The 18,445-nt window shown below is 70.1% G+C and carries 18 protein-coding genes; 16 read left to right on the top strand and 2 right to left on the bottom strand.

The genetic code is table 11. The features are described from left to right. Positions 1-9 precede the first annotated feature (9 nt). Positions 10-1,935 (bottom strand): glycerophosphodiester phosphodiesterase family protein, encoded by a 1,926-nt coding sequence (locus OM076_RS14040; protein ID WP_270040615.1) that lies wholly within the window; start codon positions 1,933-1,935, stop codon positions 10-12. Positions 1,936-2,076: 141 nt separating this feature from the next. On the opposite strand from OM076_RS14040, the gene OM076_RS14035 reads away from it, so the two are divergent. From OM076_RS14035 to OM076_RS13980, 12 genes are all read left to right on the top strand, one after another. Next, positions 2,077-2,418 carry a winged helix-turn-helix domain-containing protein gene (locus OM076_RS14035; protein WP_270040614.1) on the top strand — a complete coding sequence of 114 codons (342 nt, stop codon included), beginning with the start codon at positions 2,077-2,079 and terminating at the stop codon, positions 2,416-2,418. A 60-nt stretch (positions 2,419-2,478) separates the two neighbouring features. Then, a complete protein-coding gene (pstS, locus tag OM076_RS14030) occupies positions 2,479-3,603 on the top strand; it encodes a phosphate ABC transporter substrate-binding protein PstS (protein WP_372518038.1) in 1,125 nt (374 codons plus the stop codon). Between the two features lie 27 nt (positions 3,604-3,630). After that, positions 3,631-4,572 (top strand): phosphate ABC transporter permease subunit PstC, encoded by a 942-nt coding sequence (pstC, locus tag OM076_RS14025; RefSeq protein WP_270040612.1) that lies wholly within the window; start codon positions 3,631-3,633, stop codon positions 4,570-4,572. 10 nt (positions 4,573-4,582) lie between these two features. After that, positions 4,583-5,761, top strand: coding sequence for a phosphate ABC transporter permease PstA (gene pstA, locus OM076_RS14020; protein WP_270040611.1), 1,179 nt, complete (start codon positions 4,583-4,585; stop codon positions 5,759-5,761). A 33-nt stretch (positions 5,762-5,794) separates the two neighbouring features. Next, a complete protein-coding gene (gene pstB, locus OM076_RS14015; protein ID WP_270040610.1) occupies positions 5,795-6,589 on the top strand; it encodes a phosphate ABC transporter ATP-binding protein PstB in 795 nt (264 codons plus the stop codon). Between the two features lie 4 nt (positions 6,590-6,593). Next, positions 6,594-7,298 carry a phosphate signaling complex protein PhoU gene (gene phoU, locus OM076_RS14010; protein WP_270040609.1) on the top strand — a complete coding sequence of 235 codons (705 nt, stop codon included), beginning with the start codon at positions 6,594-6,596 and terminating at the stop codon, positions 7,296-7,298. 79 nt (positions 7,299-7,377) lie between these two features. Further along, complete coding sequence (locus tag OM076_RS14005; RefSeq protein WP_270040608.1) at positions 7,378-8,259, top strand: response regulator transcription factor; 882 nt, start codon at positions 7,378-7,380, stop codon at positions 8,257-8,259. A 15-nt stretch (positions 8,260-8,274) separates the two neighbouring features. Next, entirely contained in the window at positions 8,275-8,643 is a 369-nt protein-coding gene (locus OM076_RS14000) for a hypothetical protein (RefSeq protein ID WP_270040607.1), read from the top strand. A gap of 75 nt (positions 8,644-8,718) precedes the next feature. Next, entirely contained in the window at positions 8,719-9,096 is a 378-nt protein-coding gene (locus OM076_RS13995) for a hypothetical protein (protein WP_270040606.1), read from the top strand. A 95-nt stretch (positions 9,097-9,191) separates the two neighbouring features. Continuing rightward, a complete protein-coding gene (locus OM076_RS13990) occupies positions 9,192-9,593 on the top strand; it encodes a hypothetical protein (protein ID WP_270040605.1) in 402 nt (133 codons plus the stop codon). Between the two features lie 362 nt (positions 9,594-9,955). Continuing rightward, positions 9,956-10,741: a hypothetical protein gene (locus OM076_RS13985; RefSeq protein WP_270040604.1), complete on the top strand. Its 786-nt coding sequence runs from the start codon at positions 9,956-9,958 to the stop codon at positions 10,739-10,741. Next, complete coding sequence (locus tag OM076_RS13980) at positions 10,738-12,120, top strand: transglycosylase SLT domain-containing protein (protein WP_270040603.1); 1,383 nt, start codon at positions 10,738-10,740, stop codon at positions 12,118-12,120. Before OM076_RS13985 ends, OM076_RS13980 begins: the two co-directional genes overlap by 4 nt. Here the strand turns inward: OM076_RS13980 and OM076_RS13975 are convergent. After that, entirely contained in the window at positions 12,113-13,312 is a 1,200-nt protein-coding gene (locus OM076_RS13975) for an aminotransferase-like domain-containing protein (RefSeq protein WP_270040602.1), read from the bottom strand. The genes OM076_RS13980 and OM076_RS13975 overlap by 8 nt on opposite strands. 477 nt (positions 13,313-13,789) lie before the next feature. Here OM076_RS13975 and OM076_RS13970 point away from each other — a divergent pair, with 477 nt between their 5' ends. The 4 genes from OM076_RS13970 (at position 13,790) to OM076_RS13955 (ending at position 18,443) form a co-directional block, all read left to right on the top strand. After that, positions 13,790-15,781 carry a M14 family zinc carboxypeptidase gene (locus OM076_RS13970; RefSeq protein ID WP_270040601.1) on the top strand — a complete coding sequence of 664 codons (1,992 nt, stop codon included), beginning with the start codon at positions 13,790-13,792 and terminating at the stop codon, positions 15,779-15,781. A gap of 149 nt (positions 15,782-15,930) precedes the next feature. Continuing rightward, on the top strand, positions 15,931-16,308 hold the full coding sequence (locus OM076_RS13965) for a hypothetical protein (protein ID WP_270040600.1): 378 nt from the start codon (positions 15,931-15,933) through the stop codon (positions 16,306-16,308). Continuing rightward, on the top strand, positions 16,305-17,525 hold the full coding sequence (locus tag OM076_RS13960) for a hypothetical protein (protein ID WP_270040599.1): 1,221 nt from the start codon (positions 16,305-16,307) through the stop codon (positions 17,523-17,525). The genes OM076_RS13965 and OM076_RS13960 overlap by 4 nt, the downstream gene beginning before the upstream one ends. A gap of 60 nt (positions 17,526-17,585) precedes the next feature. Next, positions 17,586-18,443 carry an MFS transporter gene (locus tag OM076_RS13955; protein WP_270040598.1) on the top strand — a complete coding sequence of 286 codons (858 nt, stop codon included), beginning with the start codon at positions 17,586-17,588 and terminating at the stop codon, positions 18,441-18,443. Positions 18,444-18,445: the final 2 nt, after the last annotated feature.

The raw sequence follows: 18,445 nt of genomic DNA, 5'->3' as shown, positions 1-18,445 counted from the left end.
GGCCACGAGCTAGCGCAGGCCGTTGCGCTTGGCGACGAGCAGGAGCGTGTCGGGGTCGTCGGAGATGATCCCGTCGACGCCCAGGTCGATCACCCGCTGGATCGTCGGCTGGTCGTTGACCGTGTAGGGCACGACCTTCACGCCGCGGGCCTGCAGCGTGGGCACCGGCGGGCCGTGGTAGATCGCCGGGTCCTCGACCAGGTAGGAGTCGGCCGAGTTGACCTTGCCCTGCGTCGGGTCGTGGACCTGCCAGTTGGAGGAGACGACGTCGGCCTGGGCGGCGCGGACGAGGCGACCCAGGTCCTTGTACTTCCACCAGTCCAGCCCGCCGGTCCACGGCGACGTCACGGACGGGTCGCCGACGACGGCCTCCAGCGAGCACTCGTCGGCGATGTCGTCGCAGTCGGCGCCCGCGTACTGCCAGACCAGCGCGACGGTGTCGATGCGCGGGTCGAGCTGCTTGGCGAGGCGGATCGTGCGCCAGTCGAAGGACTGGATCATCGCGCGGTCCTGGAGGTTGTTGTCCTGGATCGCCTTGACCAGCTTGGCCGTGAAGACGTCGTAGGGCGCGGTGTCGTCGACGGTGGGGGAGATCTTGGTCTCGATGTTGAAGCGGACGTCGTCGTCACCGCTGGCGGCGACGAGGTCGAAGACCTCCTGCAGCGTCGGCATCTTGGCGCCGGGCGAGGCGACCCAGCCGGGCTGGCCGGCGAAGTCGCCCTTGGAGCCGCAGTCGAGCGTCTTGATCTGCGCCAGCGTGAGCTCGTGGATCGGCTTGCCGAGGATGTTGGCGTCGCCCGTGCAGTGATTCGGGTTGATCGAGCGGTCGTGGGCGACGACGAGCACGCCGTCGGCCGTCACGCCGGTGTCCAGCTCCAGCGTGTCCACGTTGCGCGAGAGCCCGTAGGAGAACGCCGGCAGCGTGTTCTCCGGCCGGTAGCGGCGGCCGCCGCGGTGCGCCTCGACGTCGAACGGCGACGCGATCGGATCGGGCAGCGCGAGGTTCTTGGCGTCCATGACGTCACGCAGGCGATCCGGATAGTCGCTGATGATCCCGTCCACGCCGCGGTTGATGAGCGACGTCATGTCGGCCTTCTCGTTGACCGTCCACGGGATCACTGTGAGCCCGCGGTTGTGCGCCGACTTGATCAGCTTGTCGGTCAGATCCGGGAAGTTGGGGGAGAGGACGTTCGCCTTGAGGTCGTCCTTGACGGCCAGCGCGAGCGAACCGTCGTCGAACGGCTTGGCGCCGATCGCGATCCCGGCCGTCCACGGCGTGCCCTTGAAGATCGTCGCCTTCTGCGCGAGCGCGACGCGGCGCAGCGACGGTGAGAGCTTGCGCGCCGCGACCAGCGTGCGCCAGTCGAAGGACTGCAGCAGCGAGCGCTTGGTCATCTTGTAGCGCTTGATGACGTCGATCACCTTGCGCGCGAACGTCGCGGGCGCGACGGTCTCCTTGGGCAGCGTCGGGTCGAGCTTGGTCTCGATGTTGAACTGGACGCCGTTGGCCTCGTAGCGGTTGGCGAGCTGGAAGACCTCGGCCAGCGTCGGCATCTTCGTGCCGGGGACCGACTCCTGCGTGCCCACGAAGGGATCCGTCGACGGCACGTCGGGGTGGCGCGTGCCGCAGTCCATCTGCTTGACCTGCTTGAGCGTCAGGTCCTTGATCAGCTTGCCGATGTGCGGCCCTGAGCACTCGAGCGTCGAGAACCGGCGCTCGTGGGACACGACGACGACGCCGTCCTTGGTCACGCCCGTGTCCAGCTCGAGCGTCGTGACGCCGAGCCGCAGCGCGTTGCCGAAGGACGCGAGGGTGTTCTCCGGCCGGAGGCCGCGCCCGCCGCGGTGGGCCTCGAGGTCGAACGCCGCCGACGCCGTCGGCGCCGCGGCCAGGAGGATGAGTGCGGTTGCACCCAGGACTCGTGGTGTTCTCATGGGCGCGAGCCAATACGAGCCATGAGCCCGCAAAGTGGCTGAGCTGTGAGTTCACAACTTGTTTACGCCGAGTTCACGAGCGCGTAACCGGGTGCCGTTGCGGGCCTTCGAAGGTACGCCGCGATGCACACGACTGACCACGTGGAGATCCTCACCGCGGGAGAGCTCGAGATTCGACCCTCCGAGCACCTCGCGCGCGCCCGGGGCCGCACGCTGTCGCTCTCGGTGCGCGAACTCGACCTACTGGCGGCCCTCGCGCGACGCGAGGGCAAGATCGTGCCACGCACCGAGTTGTACGAGACGGTCTGGGGCGCACCTCTGCGCGGCAATGACCGATCCGTGGACGTCTACGTCCACAAGCTCCGGTCCAAGCTGGCGGTCGCCCTCCCCGAGTGGGCCTTCATCCATACCCACTTCGGGTTCGGCTACCGATTCCAGTCGGAACCTTCACAGCCTTTTCACAGGTCGAGAACAGCTCGATAACAAAGTTGTGTCGGCAGCCTGCGAGGGTCGCCGCCGGTCATGAACAAGAAGGAAGGTTCGATGAGAAAGTATCGCTTCATGCCGGGGCTCGCGGCTACCGCAGCTGTCTTGGCTTTCGGCGTCGCCGCTTGCGGCGATGACACCGGCGGTGCTGCGAGCAGCACCAGCACGCCGGCCGCGGGCGGTACGCCGGCCGCCGCCGATCTGTCGGGCAACCTCTCGGGTGCCGGCTCTTCGGCACAGGATGCCGCGCAGCAGGCGTGGATCGCGGGCTTCCAGGCCAACAACCCGAACGTCACGATCGCCTACGACCCGGTGGGCTCGGGTGGCGGACGCGAGCAGTTCGTCTCCGGCGGCGTCGCCTACGGCGGCACCGACGCCGGCCTGGCCGACGACGAGCTGGCGGGCGCCCAGAAGCGCTGCGGCGGCCCGGACAACCTGATCGAGCTGCCGGTCTACATCTCGCCGATCGCGGTCATCTACAACCTCGACGGCGTGAAGGACCTCCAGCTCTCCCCGGCGACGCTGGCCGGGATCTTCGCCCAGAAGATCAAGACCTGGGACGACCCGGCGATCAAGGCCGACAACCCGGACGCGACGCTGCCCTCGACGCGCATCACGCCGGTCAACCGCTCCGACAACTCGGGCACCACACAGAATTTCACCGACTACATGGCGCAGACCGCGCCGGACGCCTGGAAGACCGAAGCCAGCGGCGACTGGCCCATCAAGGGCGGCGAGGCTGCTCAGGGCACGTCCGGCGTCGTGGACGCCGTCAAGAACGGCAAGGGCACGATCGGCTACGCCGACGAGAGCCAGGCCGGCGAGCTGGGGATCGCGAAGATCAAGGTCGGCGACGCGTTCGTCGCTCCGAGCGCCGAGGCGGCGTCCGCGATCGTCGGCGAGTCCAAGGAGTCCGACGACCCGGGCAAGTACGTCTTCACGTACACGCTCAACCGCACGACGACCGCGGGCGGCGTCTACCCGATCGTCCTCGTCTCGTACCTGATGGCCTGCACCAAGTACGACGACGCGGCACAGGGCGCGATCGTCAAGGGCTACCTCGGCTACGTGATCAGCGCCGAGGGTCAGGACGCCGCGGCCAAGAACGCCGGCTCGGCTCCGATCAGCGACGAGCTTCGCACGACGCTGCAGCCGGCCGTCGACGCGATCGCCGGAAGCTAACGCCGACCCACCACTAGGGATGCCATCGTGACCGTCGCCCACATCCAGGATCCGGAACCCCTTCCGGACTTCAATCCGGGTCGCAAAGGCGACCGGTTCTTCGCAGGGCTCGCGACAGGAGCGGGCGTGATCATCCTGGCCACGCTCGCCGGTGTCGCGCTCTTCCTGATCGTGAAGGCCTGGCCGGCGATCACGGCAGATGGCACGCAGATCCCCGGCGGCGAGGGGCTGGTCAAGTACATCTGGCCCCTCGCCTTCGGAACGATCGTGGCCTCCACGATCGCGATCGTGATCGCGGTCCCGCTGGCGGTGTCGGTGGCGCTGTTCATCAGCCACATCGCGCCGCCGCGGCTCGCGCAGCCCCTGAGCTACATCGTCGACCTGCTCGCGGCGATCCCCAGCGTCATCTACGGACTCTGGGGCGTCGCGGTGCTCGGCCCGGCGTCCGTGGGCCTCCAGGAATGGCTCGCGGACAACGTCGGCTGGCTGCCGTTCTTCAAAGGTCCCGCGTCGGCGACGGGCCGCACGATGCTGGTCGCCGGTGTCGTGCTGGCGGTGATGATCCTGCCGATCGTCACGTCGGTCACCCGCTCCGTCTTCGTGCAGACGCCGCGGCGGCTGCAGGAGGGCGCGCTCGCGCTCGGCGCGACGCGCTGGGAGACGATCAAGCTGACCGTCCTGCCGTTCGGGCGCTCGGCGATGATCAGCGCGTCGATGCTCGGCCTCGGTCGCGCGCTCGGAGAGACGATGGCGGTCGCGATCGTGCTCTCGGTCTCGGGCGACGTGACCTTCAACCTGATCAGCTCCGGCAACCCGTCGACCATCGCGGCGCACATCGCGCTCGACTTCCCGGAGTCCTCCGGCGTCAAGGTCAACGCGCTGATCGCGGCCGGTCTCGTGCTCTTCGCGGTGACGCTGCTCGTCAACACGGCGGCGCGCAAGGTCATCAACCGCCAGATCCGGATCTGAGGTCCTCGACATGAGCACTCCCGATCAGGAGAAGACCTTGCCGGACGACGCGTCCACCGAGCGGGACCCCACGCCCGCCGCGACGTCCGCTGCGGCTCCCTCGAAGGCTGCGGGCAGCCCCGCTACGGTCACGACGTCGAGGCCTCCCACCCGGCCGTCCGTGCATGCCGGCACCGGCAAGCTCCCCGCCTGGGGGCCGTGGGGCGCGATCGTCGGCGCCGCTGTCGTCGTCGGCGTGATCCTCCTCGTCATCGGCTTCAACCTCGCGTTGTTCATCGTCGCGACGGCGGTCGTCGGTGGCATCGCCTTGTATGTCTGGTCGCGCTCGGTCGAGGGCAAGCGCCACGCGACCGACCGTGCCGTGACCTACGTGGTCACCGCGGCGTTCCTGACGGCCCTCGCGCCGCTGGTGTCGCTGCTGTTCACCGTCATCAAGCGCGGTGCCGCGCGGTTTGACTACGACTTCTTCACCCTCTCGATGCGCGGCGTCATCGGCGAGGGCGGCGGTGCCCTGCACGCGATCGAGGGCACGCTGATCATCACCGGCTGCGCGACGATCATCTCGGTGCCGATCGGCATCCTGGCGGCGATCTACCTGCAGGAGTACGGCAAGGGCCGGCTGCGCAGTTCGCTGACGTTCTTCGTCGACGTCATGACCGGCATCCCGTCGATCGTCGCCGGTCTGTTCGCGTTCGCGCTGTTCTCGATCTTCTTCGGCCCCGGCGTCCGTATGGGCATCATGGGCTCGATCGCGCTCTCGGTGCTGATGATCCCGATCGTGGTCCGCTCCACCGAAGAGATGCTGCGGATCGTCCCCAACAGCCTGCGCGAGGCGTCCTACGCACTCGGGATCTCCAAGTCGCGGACGATCCTGAAGGTCGTGCTGCCGACCGCGCTGGCCGGCATCGTGACCGGCGTGGTGCTGGCGATCGCGCGCATCATCGGTGAGACGGCGCCGCTGCTGATCACCACGGGCGTCGTGGCCTCGATGAACGCGAACCCGTTCGACGGGCGCATGTCGAACCTCGCGGTGTTCGCCTTCAACTCCTACAAGTCACCGGGCGTCCCGCCGCAGCCGTCGATCGACCGCGCGTGGACGGCGGCGCTCGTGCTGATCCTCATCGTGATGGTGCTCAATGTGGCCGCCCGTCTGATTTACCGCCGCTTCGGCACCGAGATCAAGTCCTAATGAGCGACACGACCACCCGAAAGGACCACTGAGATGGCTGTCGCCACGTCTGGGAAGTCCGTTTCCGTCAGCAACCTGAACCTGTTCTACGGCGCCTTCCACGCCGTCCACGACGTCAACGTGACGATCGAGCCGAACAAGGTCACGGCGCTCATCGGTTCGTCGGGCTGCGGCAAATCGACGTTCCTGCGGTCGCTGAACCGCATGCACGAGCTGATCGAAGGCGCGCGTGTCGAGGGCCAGGTGCTGCTCGAGGACCAGGACATCTACGGCCCCGGCTCGGACCCCGTCCACGTGCGACGTCAGGTCGGCATGGTCTTCCAGGCGCCCAACCCGTTCCCGACGATGTCGATCTACGACAACGTCGCGGCCGGGCTGAAGCTGAGCAGCCAGAAGGTCAAGAAGAACGACATGGACGAGATCGTCGAGCGCTCCCTGCGCGGGGCGAACCTCTGGAACGAGGTCAAGGATCGCCTCGACAAGCCCGGCATGGGTCTCTCGGGCGGCCAGCAGCAGCGCCTGTGCATCGCCCGCGCCACCGCGGTGGAGCCCGACGTGCTGCTGATGGACGAGCCGGCGTCGGCGCTGGACCCGATCTCGACGCTCGCGATCGAGGAGCTCGTCACAGAGCTCAAGAAGGACTACACGATCGTGATCGTCACGCATAACATGCAGCAGGCGAGCCGCGCGAGCGACATCACGGCCTTTTTCAACATCACCGAAGGCGGAAAGGGCGGCCACCTCGTGGAGATCGACACCACGGAGAAGATCTTCTCCAACCCGGAGAAGCAGGAGACCGAGGACTACGTCAGCGGTAAGTTCGGCTGATCCAGTGGACGAGAAGACAGGCGGGCGTATGGCCGGCGGACGGCAACACTTTCAGGAAGAGATCCGGGATCTCGAGACGCAGGCGCTCGGCGGGCTCGATCTCGTCGTCAAGACGTTGGACCGCACGCTCGAGGCGCTCGAGCACCAGGACATCGAGCTCGCGTCGATCGTCGTCCACGACGACGACCGCATCGATGGGCGCTATCTCGAGGTCCAGCAGGGGATCCTGTCGCTGCTGGCCCTGCAGGCGCCTGTCGCCTCCGACCTGCGCACGGTCGCCGCGCTGCTGCACGTGATCAAGCACGTGGAGCGCATGGGAGACCAGTGCGTGAACATCGCCAAGATGCTCCCGGTCGTCGGTTTCGAGCCGCCGTCCGACGAGGAGATGCTCCAGTTCATCTTCCGCATGGGCCGGCTCGCCCGCTCGCAGGTGGAGCAGTCCAAGCAGGCATTTCTGTTGAGAGATGTTGCGGTTGCCGAAGATCTGGTCCGCCAGGACCAGGAGATCAACCGGCTGAATCGGTGCGTCTTCTCGCGCGCGGTGGAGATCGGCACGGACGCGGATCGCCGCGAATGGGCGATGTCGATGATGCTCGTCGCCCGCGCGATAGAGCGGATCGGCGACAACGCCGTCGACATCGGCGAGCAGGTCGCATTTGTGGTCACCGGAGAGTTCCGCGAGTTCTCGGACGCGTCCCGCGTTTCCTGAGCGTTCTCCGTCGATCTAGTTTCCGGCCTGTGAAGATGTAGTTACCGGAACCTTTGGCGGGTCGAACCATTGCTCGGTCGTGAGTAATCTCCGCCGGGAGATGACGACGATGGTGGTTGATGAACGGCGCACCGGCGCCGCGGGCCAGGCGACCGTACGCCTGGCGGTGATCGATTCGGACACCGGTTTCCTGCAGGTTCTGGGCAAGCGCCTGGAGGGAATGGGTTGGCAGCACCGCGTGCTCGCCTCTCCCGTGCCGCTGGACGCGATGGTGGCGCTGCGGTTGAACGCGGTCGTGGTCGATCTGGCGGTGCTGGGTCCGCAGGGCTGGACCTACCTGGACAAGCTTTGTGCACGGCTGCCGGGGTTGGGCGTGATCGTCTGCACGGGCCAGTCGTCCGTGGCCCAGCGCGTGCGCGGGCTGCGCCTGGGCGCCGACGACTGGGTCACCAAGCCGTGTCATCCCGAAGAGCTGATCGCGCGGATCGAGGCGGTCGTCCGCCGTCGCAAGCGCGCCGACGTGCGCGTCGAGAAGGGCCCCGTCGTCATCGGCGAGGTCGAGATCCGCGCCGACCAGTTTCAGGCCTTCGTCTCCGGCGTCTCGGTCGAGCTCACCCGCCGCGAGTACGAGCTCATCCAGTTGCTGGCCGAGGCCGAAGGTCAGGTCCTGCAGCGCGAGGAGATCTACCAGCGCGTGTGGGGTTACGCGATGGTCCACGGTGATCGCTCGGTCGACGTCTTCGTACGCAAGCTGCGCTCCAAGCTCGAGCGCGTCTCGCCCTCCTGGCGCTACATCCACACCCACTTCGGGATCGGTTACCGCTTTGCCGCCGAGCCGGTCGAGGAGCCTGTCGGTGTGGGCCTGCCCGTCGCCGAGCCGGTTGCCGGTGCGCTGCCTCCGGCTGTGATGGAGCCGGTCCTCGAGGCCGCGCCCGAGCCGGAGTACGTACCCGCGCACTAGAGTTGAGAGTCCGTCATGGACTCTGAGCGCTTCAAGCACGTCCGCAACGTCGCGATCATCCTCGCGCTCGCCGTCGCCGTCTGGAAGATCCCAGGCGGCGGAACCGCGTCGAGGACGATTTCGAACATCTTCTCGGTGCTGTTCCTGGCCGGCTTCTTCTTCCTCGGCTACCGGCTCTACATGGAGCACCGGATCTCGATCTTCGGCCTCGAGGAACGCCAGCGCGGCCTTGCGTACGGCGCCGTCGCGCTGCTCGTCTTCGCGGTCGTCGCGACGAGTCATCTGTGGGACCTGGGCCCGCTCGGCGCGATGCTATGGCTGCTCATGCTCGGCGCCTCGGCGTGGGCGCTGTACAGCGTGTGGCGCTCCTACCGCACGTATTAGTTCCGCCGCACTTTTGGTGCAAAGTTGTAACAAAGCGGTGTAGATCCGTTCAGTGGCGTCGGCAAGGCTTGTGCCATGCCCCCCACAGTCCCGACCCGCCGCGTCGTGCCGGCGCGATTCGCCGCAACGCCCGGGCAGGCGTCGGTCGAGCTCGTCGTCCTGCTCCCGGCGATCTTCGCCGTGCTCGCGGTCGCGTTACAGGCCGTTGTCGCGGGGCAGGCGGTGTGGGAGGCGCGGGTCGCCGCCCGCGCGGCGGCGCGGGCGCATTCGCTCGGCGCTGACGCGGCGGCGGCCGCCCGCTCCCATCTGCGCCGCGGGCTCGAGCCCGGGCTGCAGGTGCATGCCTCCGACGACGGCGACGTCCGCGTGTCCGTGCGCGTCCCCACGGTCCTGCCCGCGCTGAAGCTCGGCCGCATCTCGGCGACATCCCACTTCCGGCCCCAGGATCGATGAGGGGCGCGTTTCGCCACGCCGCTTCGCGAGCGCGCACCTGTCGGCGCTCCCGGCGTGTCGTCGAGCACGCCCGTGCCGAGTCGCCGGGCGGCGACGTGCGCGGCCGAGTCTGGGGCCGCCGACGTCCGCGTTGCGGGCGCGCGCGGAGCGCGTCCGCGGTCCGCGACGCACGAGGCCAGGCGTCGATCGAGCTCCTCGGCCTGCTCCCGCTGGTCGCGGTGATCGCGCTGGTCGCGATGACCTTCGTGGCCTCACACGGAGCAGGCGAACAGGCGGGCGAGGCGGCCGAGGCAGGCGCGCTCGCCCTCCTGCAGGGCGGCGATGCGTCGCCCCGTGACGCCGCCGAGCACGCGCTCGACGAGCCGACCCGCAAGCGCGCCACGATCACGATCTCCGGCCGCACCGTCCACGTCCGTGTGCGGCCACGCCTCGCCCTGCCGATCCCCGGCCTCGCCGACGAGCTCGCGGGCGAAGCGAAAGCGGTCGCCGGCCCATGACCGCCCTCGACCGAGCCCGCGGCTGGTTCATCGCCCCGCCGCCCCCGTCGTCGGCCGACACCGGCTGGTCGGCACCCTCGCCGCGGGCGCCCGGCCCGGCTGTCCGATCGTCGTCGCCTTCTCGGCCGCGCGCCGACGACCGCCCAATCGCTCCGTCCTCACCACCGCGCGCGGGCGAACGACCCACAGCGTCCTCCTCACCACCGTCTTCCGGCGCCTGGCCGGAGCCCGGGGCGTCGTCTTTGTCGTCGCGGAGCGATGGCCCGGACTCGGCCGCGACGGATGCCGCGCCTCGGAGCGCCGCTCCGTCTCACCGAGCTTCGACCCTCCCGGCCGCGTCGGCGGCGGGCGATCAGGCGGCCGTGTCCCGAGCGTCCTCGTCGGGCGCCGGCGGTGCGACGGCGTTCGCGCCGCCGTCTCCAGCGCGCCGCGACGACGTGGCCGGCGATGGACCGCGTTCCGATCCACGCGCGGCCACGGGCGGCGACCGTCGTCGTCGCGGCAAGCGTCCGTCGCGGCCCAAGCCCGATCGGCACGCCGGCTGGCAGCCGCCGGTCGCCGGCGAATGGGTCGCACCGCCGCCGGTAACCGCCACGGTGACCTCGGCGGCGGTGCTCGGACGGGCCGGAGAGGTCGAGCCGGTCGCGGCGGCGCTCGCGCTGGCCCTGCGCCTTCAGACGCGCGCGAAGGCGGCGGCGGTGGCCGTCGTCGGTGCCGTTCCGGCCGAGGTCGAGCTGGGGAGCGCGGTCGCGGCGGCGCGGCGGTTGGCCGCGCGGCTGGAAGCGCACGGTCTCGCGCCCTATGCTCGCGGACGGCTCGCGTGGGTCGAGCTCGACCCGGACGATCCGCAGCTCCTCGCCGCCGCCCGGCGGGTGACGCTGGTCGGCGCGCCGGCGGTGCTGGCCGTCACCTCCGCGCGCTCGGCCGCGGTGGACGAGGCGCTCAACGAGCAAGACCTGCTCGTGATCGTCAGCACCGAGCCCGACGGGCCGCTCGCGCAACTCGCCGCGGCGGGCCTCGCCGACGTCCCGATCCTCACCACGCGCCCGCTCGGCCGCGGCCCGGCCCGATCCCTCGCCCGCGCCGGCGTCCGCTGCGCCCGGCCGGTCCGTCAGCTCCTCACATCCCCGCAAGAGGTGTCCGAATGACCCAACCGCACGGACAGGCGACGATCCTCGTCATCGGAGGCCTCGCGGGCATCCTGATCGCCGCGATCGTCGTCGGAGCCGTCGCCCGCGCGGTCGGAAGCGAGGCGGCGGCCCAGCGCGCCGCGGACCTCGCGGCGGTCGCCGCCGCGCGCGTGATGCACGAGAACTACGGCCGCCTGTTCGAGCCCGCGTTCATCCGCCGCCGCCCGAACCCGAACCACCTCGAGAAGGCCGGCTACCTCGCGCTCGGCCGTGCCGCGGCCCTACGCGTCGCCAAGGCCAACGGCGCCTCCGACCCAGCCGTGAGCTTCCCCGACGAGGCCACCATCGCTCCTGTGCGGGTGCGCGTCGGCATCCGCGAGACCGTTCGCGTCGGCAGCCGGGACCATCGCCGCAGCGCCACCTTCGCCGTCGTCGCCGAAGCCGCACTCGGCCCCGCCGCGGACCTCTCCCTCGCCACCGGCGGCGGGTACGACGGGCCACTGGAGACCCGCCAGGGCGAGCGGATGCGCCCCGACGTCGCGCTGGCCTTCGACCGCATGGAGGCCGCCGCCCGTGCCGACGGCATCGCGCTGATCATTACGAGCGGCTATCGCTCCGACGCCGAGCAGGCCGTCCTGTGGGCCCGGCATCCGGACCCGAAGTGGGTCGCCCGCCCCGGCACCTCGCTGCACCGCAACGCCACCGAGCTCGACCTCGGCCCGGCCGCGGCCTACGCCTGGCTCGCGGCCAACGCCCCTCGCTTCCATTTCATTCAGCGCTACTCGTGGGAGAAATGGCACTACGGATACGCGTTGAACGCGGGCTCAAGCCCGCGCGCCGTGGCGGGCCGCCCGGCGACCGGCGGTGAGGCGGACAGTGGCCCGGCGGCGGCCGTTGACCGCGGCGCGCCGGCCGGCGACGGCGAGGACGGCGCATCGCACGGCGCCGTGCCCGGGTTCGTGCCGGCCCGCTTCGCGCCGATGCTGCGCACCGCGGCGATGCGCTGGAACGTCTCCGCGAAGCTCCTCGCCGCGCAGATCTATGCCGAGTCGAGCTTCAACCCGTTCGCGGTCTCCAAGGCCGGCGCGCAGGGGATCGCGCAGTTCATGCCCGAGACCGCGCGGGGGATGGGCCTCGATGACGCGTTCGACCCCGAGCAGGCGATCGACGCGCAGGCGCACCTGATGCGCGACCTGCTCAGGCAGTTCGGTTCGGTGCCGCTCGCCCTCGCGGCCTACAACGCCGGCCCGGGACCCGTGCAGGCGTGCGGGTGCGTGCCGAACAACGGCGAGTCACCTGGGTACGTCGCCCGCATCCTCGGCTTGATGTCGGGCGCGGGCGTCCCGCTCCCGGTCGGTCCCGCCGGCACCACGCTCGAGGTGCGTCTTGTCAGGTGAGCGCGCCCGCGAGCGTCTGCGAGATCACGCCCGCCAGCCGGCGGCCCGCCTCCTCGAGGTCGGGCTCCGAGAGATGCGAGAACGACAACCGCATCTCGTTGTGGCCCTCCTCGCCCACATAGAACGCGCGGCCCGGGACGTAGGCGACGCCGGCCGCCGACGCCGCGTCGCGCATCTCGCGCACGTCGATCTCCGGCGGAACCGTCACCCACGTGAACATCCCGCCGGTGGGCTCGCTCCAGGTCACGCCGGCGGGCATGTGGGCGGAGAGGGAGGCCGACAGCGCCGCCCAGTGCGAGGCGTAGAGCGCCTGCGCGCGGGGAACGCCGGCGTCGAAGTGCCCGGCGCGGCCGTACTCCTCGACCATCCGCTGGCCGAGCGCGCCCGCGCACTGATCGGTGTTCTGCTTGGCGTCCGCCAGCGGGGCGACGAGCGCGGCCGGGCCGAGCGCCCAGCCCATCCGGAAGCCGGGGGAGAACACCTTCGAGAACGTTCCCGCCTGCAGCACGATGTCGGGGCCCAAGGACCACAGCGACGGGAGCGACTCGCCCGAGAAGGAGAGCTCGCGGTAGGCGACGTCCTCGAAGATCAGCACGCCGAACGCGCGACACGCGGCGACGAGCGCTTCACGGCGCCCGAGCGACAGCGTCCGCCCGGACGGGTTCTGGTACTCCGGGATCACGTAGACGAACTTGGGCCGGTAGCCGCCCTCGAACAGCGCGACCAGCTCGTCGACGAGCATCCCCTCCTCGTCCATCGGGATGCCGGTCAGCTTGGCCTCGTACGCGGCGAACCCGAGGATCGCGCCGAGGTAGGTCGGCGCCTCGACGGCGACGCCGTCGCCCGGCTCGAGCATCGTGCGGCACAAGAGGTCGATGCACTCCATCCCGCCCGAGGTCACGATCAGCTCGTCCTCGGCCGGTTCGACGCCCTGCGTGGCAGCCACCCGCGAGCGCAGGTAGGCGCGAACCGAGGGGAGACCCGCGCTCGGCCCGTACTGCAGCGCCACGCCGGGGTCCGTCGCGATCACCCGCGCGGCGATCTCGCCGAGCACCTCGGTCTGGAACGTCGCGATGTTCGGGAACCCGCCGGTCATCGCCAGCACGCCGGGTCCGGGGCCGGAGAGGATCGCGGCCAGCTCGGCGCCGCCGCGGTTGCGTGCCCGTTCAGCGAAGCGCGAGGTCCAGTCCATCGCTACATATTGCACGGTCCCGATTCGCCGCGAGATTCGGCCGATCTCATCCGGGGTGACGCAGATTCACCCCCAGGAGTGATTGAACCGGTCACAAATCCGGGCGAAACTGCAATGACAAGGCAGAGGCTGACCACCTCTCCTCGCGTTGGCCCCCGGGCAGTTCCCTCCTCCTCGACACCCGCCGGCCGAAGCACCTGCAGGGCCGTCGCGCCTGACCAGCGCGGCGGCCCTCTTTTTTCGCCTCGCAAACATCCGCCGGGCGGGTGCGCTGAGACACATCCACGCCCGGGCGATTTCATTTCCGGCTCAGGTCCCCTAGCTTCAGGTACGCCGGCTCGGCGGTCAGGAGGGGACTTGACTAGAGGGGGGAAGGGTTCAGTGCAACACGGCCGATGGAGGCTCGCCACGGGCCTCGCGGTTGCCGCGGCGCTTTTTGCGCCCGGCGTCGCCAGTGCGAAGACGACGCTCGTCGAGGTGCATTCCACCGCGCATGCGGTGCTCAACCAGCTCGAGGCGCTCGGGCTCGACGTCACCTACGAGGGCGACACGCGCACGGAGCTGATGCTGCACGGCCCTGAGGACGTGCAGATCCTCAAGGACACGGGTCTCGCCTACGACGTCCTGATGGACGACATGGACGGCGCCAACGACGCGCGCCTGAAGTCCGAGGACGATCACCAGGCGAAGGTCGACAAGGGCATCGCGCCGCTGTCGACGCTGCCGACCGGCCGCGTCGCCTACCGCGACCTGGCGAGCATCAACGCCGAGCTCCAGCAGCTGGCGACGACCTATCCCGACAAGGTCAAGCTCTTCACGCTGAACAAGACCTCGCTCCTGGGCAAGACGATCTACGGGGTCGAGGTCAGCCACAACGTGGCGCAGAACGTCGGCAAGCCGGAGTTCCAGCTCACCGGCGCGCACCACGCGCGGGAGTGGCCGACGGCCGAGTTCACGATGGAGTTCATCTGGGACCTGCTGCTCAACGACGGCACCGACGCCGACGCGACGAACCTGCTCGAGAAGGGCAAGCTGATCGCGATCCCGGTCGTCAACGTCGACGGCTACGACCTCAGCCGCAGCCTGCAGAACGAGCAGAAGCGCAAGAACTGCCGCATCACGTCGGGCGTGATCCCGACGCTGGCGGACTGCACGCTCGCGGCGAACATCAACCGCGGCATCGACCTCAACCGCAACTACCTCCCGTTCTGGGGCGGCCCGGGCTCGAGCACGAGCTCGACGGCGTCCAACACGCGCGGCGAGGCCCCCGGCTCCGAGCCCGAGATCGCGGGCATGATCAACATGGGCAACACCAACAACATCACGCTCGCGATCAACAACCACACGCCGGATCAGCGTCTGCTGCGCGCGCCGAGCTCCTCCAACGAGCCCGACGTGCTCGCCGACCAGGTCGCGTACCAGGGCCTGCTCGACCGGCTCTCCAAGAACCTCCCGGGCTGGCCCGCCGGTCCGTGGACCGACGTCTACTACGAGGCCTCCAGCACCGCGGAGCAGCAGGCGTACTACGCGTACGGCGCGTTCGGCTTCACCCCTGAGGCGACGCCTGGCTTCAGCGGTACGCAGACGTTCCACCCGCCGTACCAGAACGTCATCGACAACTACCTCGGCACCGGCACGCGCTACGCGGGCCAGACGATGCGCGGCCTCTACTACGACGCGTTCAAGGCCGCCGAGGAGCCGGCGCTGCACTCCGTGATCTCCGGCACCGCACCCGCGGGGGCGACCCTGACGCTCACGAAGACGTACACGCTGGACACCTCGTCGACGGTCTTCACCACCGGCCAGCCGGCAGAGGTCCGGACCTTGCCGAACGCGCTCAAGCTGACGATGAACGTCCCCGCGAGCGGGAAGTTCGAGTGGCACGTGAACCCGTCGCTGCGGCCGAGCCAGTACACGGACCAGTTCGTGGACGAGTCCTACACGCTCACCTGCACCGCGCCCGACGGGACGGTGCTCGAGACGACGACGGTCAAGATCGCGCGCGGGCAGGTCGTCAATCGCTCGCTCTGCACACAGGGCGGGGTCGGCGGAAGCGTCCCGAGCACGCTCGCGCTCACGCTCGGGGCACCGGCGACGTTCGGCGCGTTCGCCCCTGGCATCGCCAAGGAGTACGACGCCACTACGACCGCCAACACGGTGAGCACCGCGGGCAACGCCGCCTTGAGCGTCGCCGACGCGGACCCGGTCAACACTGGCAAGCTCGTCAATGGCGCGTTCACGCTCGCGTCGCCGCTGCGCGCCGCGGCGACGAGCCCGGCAGGTGTCGGCTCAGCGCTGGCCGCGATCGGCGGCTCGGCCGCACCCACCTCACTGCTGACCTATGCGGGCCCGGTCAGCAACGACCCGGTGTCGGTGGCCTTCAAACAGGCCATCGGCGCCAACGATGCCCTGCGGACAGGGACGTACAGCAAGACGCTGACGTTCACGCTCTCCACCACGAACCCGTAGGGAGCGACCGTCCGCGCCGATCACCCGCCGGCTACGGCCGGCGGGTGGTCGGTCAGGCACCCGACGTTCGGGGAGGAAAGCCGACCGCGACCCCCGGCTACGCTGAATCTGGTCACTTGTCTCAGTCTCTGTCGTCATCGCCTCGCCGGGTGCTCGTGCTCGGCCTCTTGGTCGCCGCCGGCGCCCTGTTCTACTCGGTGCTCGAGCGCCGCGATGCACCGTCGCGCGTGGCCACAGGCGGGGATTTCGGGGTCTGCGCGACGCGGCACGGCGACGATGCGCGGGCCTGTTACCAGCGCGAAGCCGGACGCGAACTGGCGACGGTCGGCAGCGCCGCGCCGGCCATCACCCTGGTCGCGCCGGCGGGCACTTCGACCGAAGTGACGTTCGCGGAGGCCGATGTGGAGACATCTCAACAAGATGATCTGCTCTGCGACCTGCACACCCGCGTGGGCGTGACCAGCGAGCAGGTGCCGTCCTGGCTCGGCTGGGCCGAGCCGCTGGCGGCCGCGGCGCCCGTGTCATGAACCGCCGCGCGCTACTCGCCGGAGCGGGAACGCTCGTCCTGCTCGTCGCGGTCGGGCTCACCGTGCTGCTCGCCACCGGCGGCGGCTCGGACTCGAACCCGCGCGCGGCGGAGCGCACGGCCGCGTCCGCGCAGGCCGAGAAGGCCACGGGCGATCTCAACACCTGCGCCGGCCTCATCCAGGACGAGGGTCGAAACTGCTACTCCCGCGAGCTGGCGAAGATCGTCAACGACGCCGCCGACCCGCTCGCCGCCGTCGAGGGGATCACCGCCGCGGCCTACGCGGACAAGACCGGCTTCCTGCTCGCCAACTGCCACGGGATCATGCACACGGTCGCGCGCGAGTACGCGTTGAAGATCCACCTGACGCTGGCGAAGTTGATGGACAACCTGCCCGCGACCAACGATCCGGGCTGCTCCGCCGGCTACGCGCACGGCCTGGTGACGGCGGTCGCGCCGCAGATCGAGGCGGCCGGCCCGAAGGTCGCGCTCAAGCTCTGCGCCGAGGCCGGCACCCGCTACCAGCGGTACTCGTGCACGCACGGCTTCGGGCACGCGTTCATGCGCCTGAACAACGACAACATCGCGCCCGCGCTGCAGATGTGCGAGCAGCTCGGTTCCGGCGCCGCGCCCGACTGCTCGCAGGGCGTCTACCACGACTACTGGTTCGCGATCAACGGGACCGACGCGACGTCGAAGCCCAAGGACGTCGTGACCGATCCGCGCGCGCTGTGCGGTGCGCAGCCCGCGCAATTCGTGCGGCCGTGCTGGTACCGGGTGTTCCTGGAGACCGAGACCGGCAAGCGCGTGCAATCCGCAGCGGATTTCGAGCAGCTCTGCGGCGGCCTGGACGGCTTGCAGCGCCAGGCGTGCATCACCGGCGCGAGCGTGATCGGCCCGCCCGACCCGCGCAACCAGCTGCCGCTCTGCAACACCCTGCAGACGGACACCGACAAGGTCGCCTGCATCCGCGGTACGAAGGTTCAAAACTTGCTCCAGTACCCGGATTCGATGAAGGTCGACGTACTCAAGGGCTGCAAGCAGTTCGACGGCTCGCTGGCCCTCACGTGCTATCGCTGGCTGGGCAAGACGCTCGGCGTCGTCAGCGACGGCAAGCTGCTCGACTACGGCTGCCCGAAGCTCCCGAAGGGCGCCGCGCAGAAGGCGTGCGCGGCCGGCGTGAAGAGCATGCAAGGCCCGCTCGTGACCTTCTCGTAGGTCCGCGCACCAACGTATTTCCAAGCGCGCGCCAAGCCTCGATGAGGAGTGTCCCTTGGCATGCAGAGCGGGGCGATCCGGCTGGCGCGCGACGCTCTTGCGACTCGCGACCTCCGGCGCCTGCAACTCGCGAACCTCGCCACCGGCATCGGCGGGTGGGCGTTCATGGTCTCCCTGGCCGTGCACGCGTACGCGGTCGGCGGCGCCGCGGCGGTCGGCTTGGCCGCGCTCGTGCGCATGGCCCCGGCGGGTCTCGCCGCACCGCTGACCGGCTTGGCGGCGGACCGCTTCCCGCGCCGCGACGTCCTCCTGGCCTCCGTGCTCGCCCGCGCGCTCCTGCTCGCCGCGGCGGCGTGGCTGGTGGCGTTCGACGCCCCGTTCCCGCTGCTGCTGGTGCTCGCAACGCTCTTCACGGTCGCCGCGACCGCCCACAAACCCGCGCAGGCCGCACTGCTTCCGAGCCTCGCGCCCAGCAAGACCCGCCAAGCCGCCTCCAACGCCCTCTGGACCGCGATCGACAACGGCGCCTTCGTGGCGGGCGCGGTCGCGGGCGGCGTGCCGCGCGCCCCTGCCGGCGCCGCCGCGGCGTTCGCGGCCGCGGCGCTGGCGTTCGCGGCGGCGACCTTCGCCCTGTCGCGCGTGGCGCGAGAGCAAGGTTCGTCGGGCACAGCCCGATCAACCTTTCTCTCGGCGCACACGGCACCGGCGGACGCGCCACGCGGGTGGGCGACGGACGAGCCGGGCGGGTGGCTTCCGGCGCCGGCCGACGAGTCGCGCCTGCGCGCGGCCGACGGTGCGCGCGGGTGGCTTCCGGCGCTGGCCGACGAGCCGCGCCTGCAGGCGTCCGACGGGGCGCGCGGGTGGGTGCCGGCGCCGGCCGACGGGCCGGGCACGCCGGCGACGGGAGTCGGGTCGTAGCC

Source organism: Solirubrobacter ginsenosidimutans (assembly GCF_027587205.1).
Note: the sequence above shows the minus strand (reverse complement) of the source record. Positions and strands in the feature narration are given on the sequence as shown.

Coding starts and splice junctions, on each gene's coding strand:
- OM076_RS14040 (WP_270040615.1), bottom strand. CDS start 1,935: ATGAGAACACCACGAGTCCTGGGTGCAACCGCACTCATCCTCCTGGCC.
- pstS (WP_372518038.1), top strand. CDS start 2,479: ATGAGAAAGTATCGCTTCATGCCGGGGCTCGCGGCTACCGCAGCTGTC.
- pstA (WP_270040611.1), top strand. CDS start 4,583: ATGAGCACTCCCGATCAGGAGAAGACCTTGCCGGACGACGCGTCCACC.
- pstB (WP_270040610.1), top strand. CDS start 5,795: ATGGCTGTCGCCACGTCTGGGAAGTCCGTTTCCGTCAGCAACCTGAAC.
- OM076_RS14000 (WP_270040607.1), top strand. CDS start 8,275: ATGGACTCTGAGCGCTTCAAGCACGTCCGCAACGTCGCGATCATCCTC.
- OM076_RS13995 (WP_270040606.1), top strand. CDS start 8,719: ATGCCCCCCACAGTCCCGACCCGCCGCGTCGTGCCGGCGCGATTCGCC.
- OM076_RS13980 (WP_270040603.1), top strand. CDS start 10,738: ATGACCCAACCGCACGGACAGGCGACGATCCTCGTCATCGGAGGCCTC.
- OM076_RS13975 (WP_270040602.1), bottom strand. CDS start 13,312: ATGGACTGGACCTCGCGCTTCGCTGAACGGGCACGCAACCGCGGCGGC.
- OM076_RS13960 (WP_270040599.1), top strand. CDS start 16,305: ATGAACCGCCGCGCGCTACTCGCCGGAGCGGGAACGCTCGTCCTGCTC.
- OM076_RS13955 (WP_270040598.1), top strand. CDS start 17,586: ATGCAGAGCGGGGCGATCCGGCTGGCGCGCGACGCTCTTGCGACTCGC.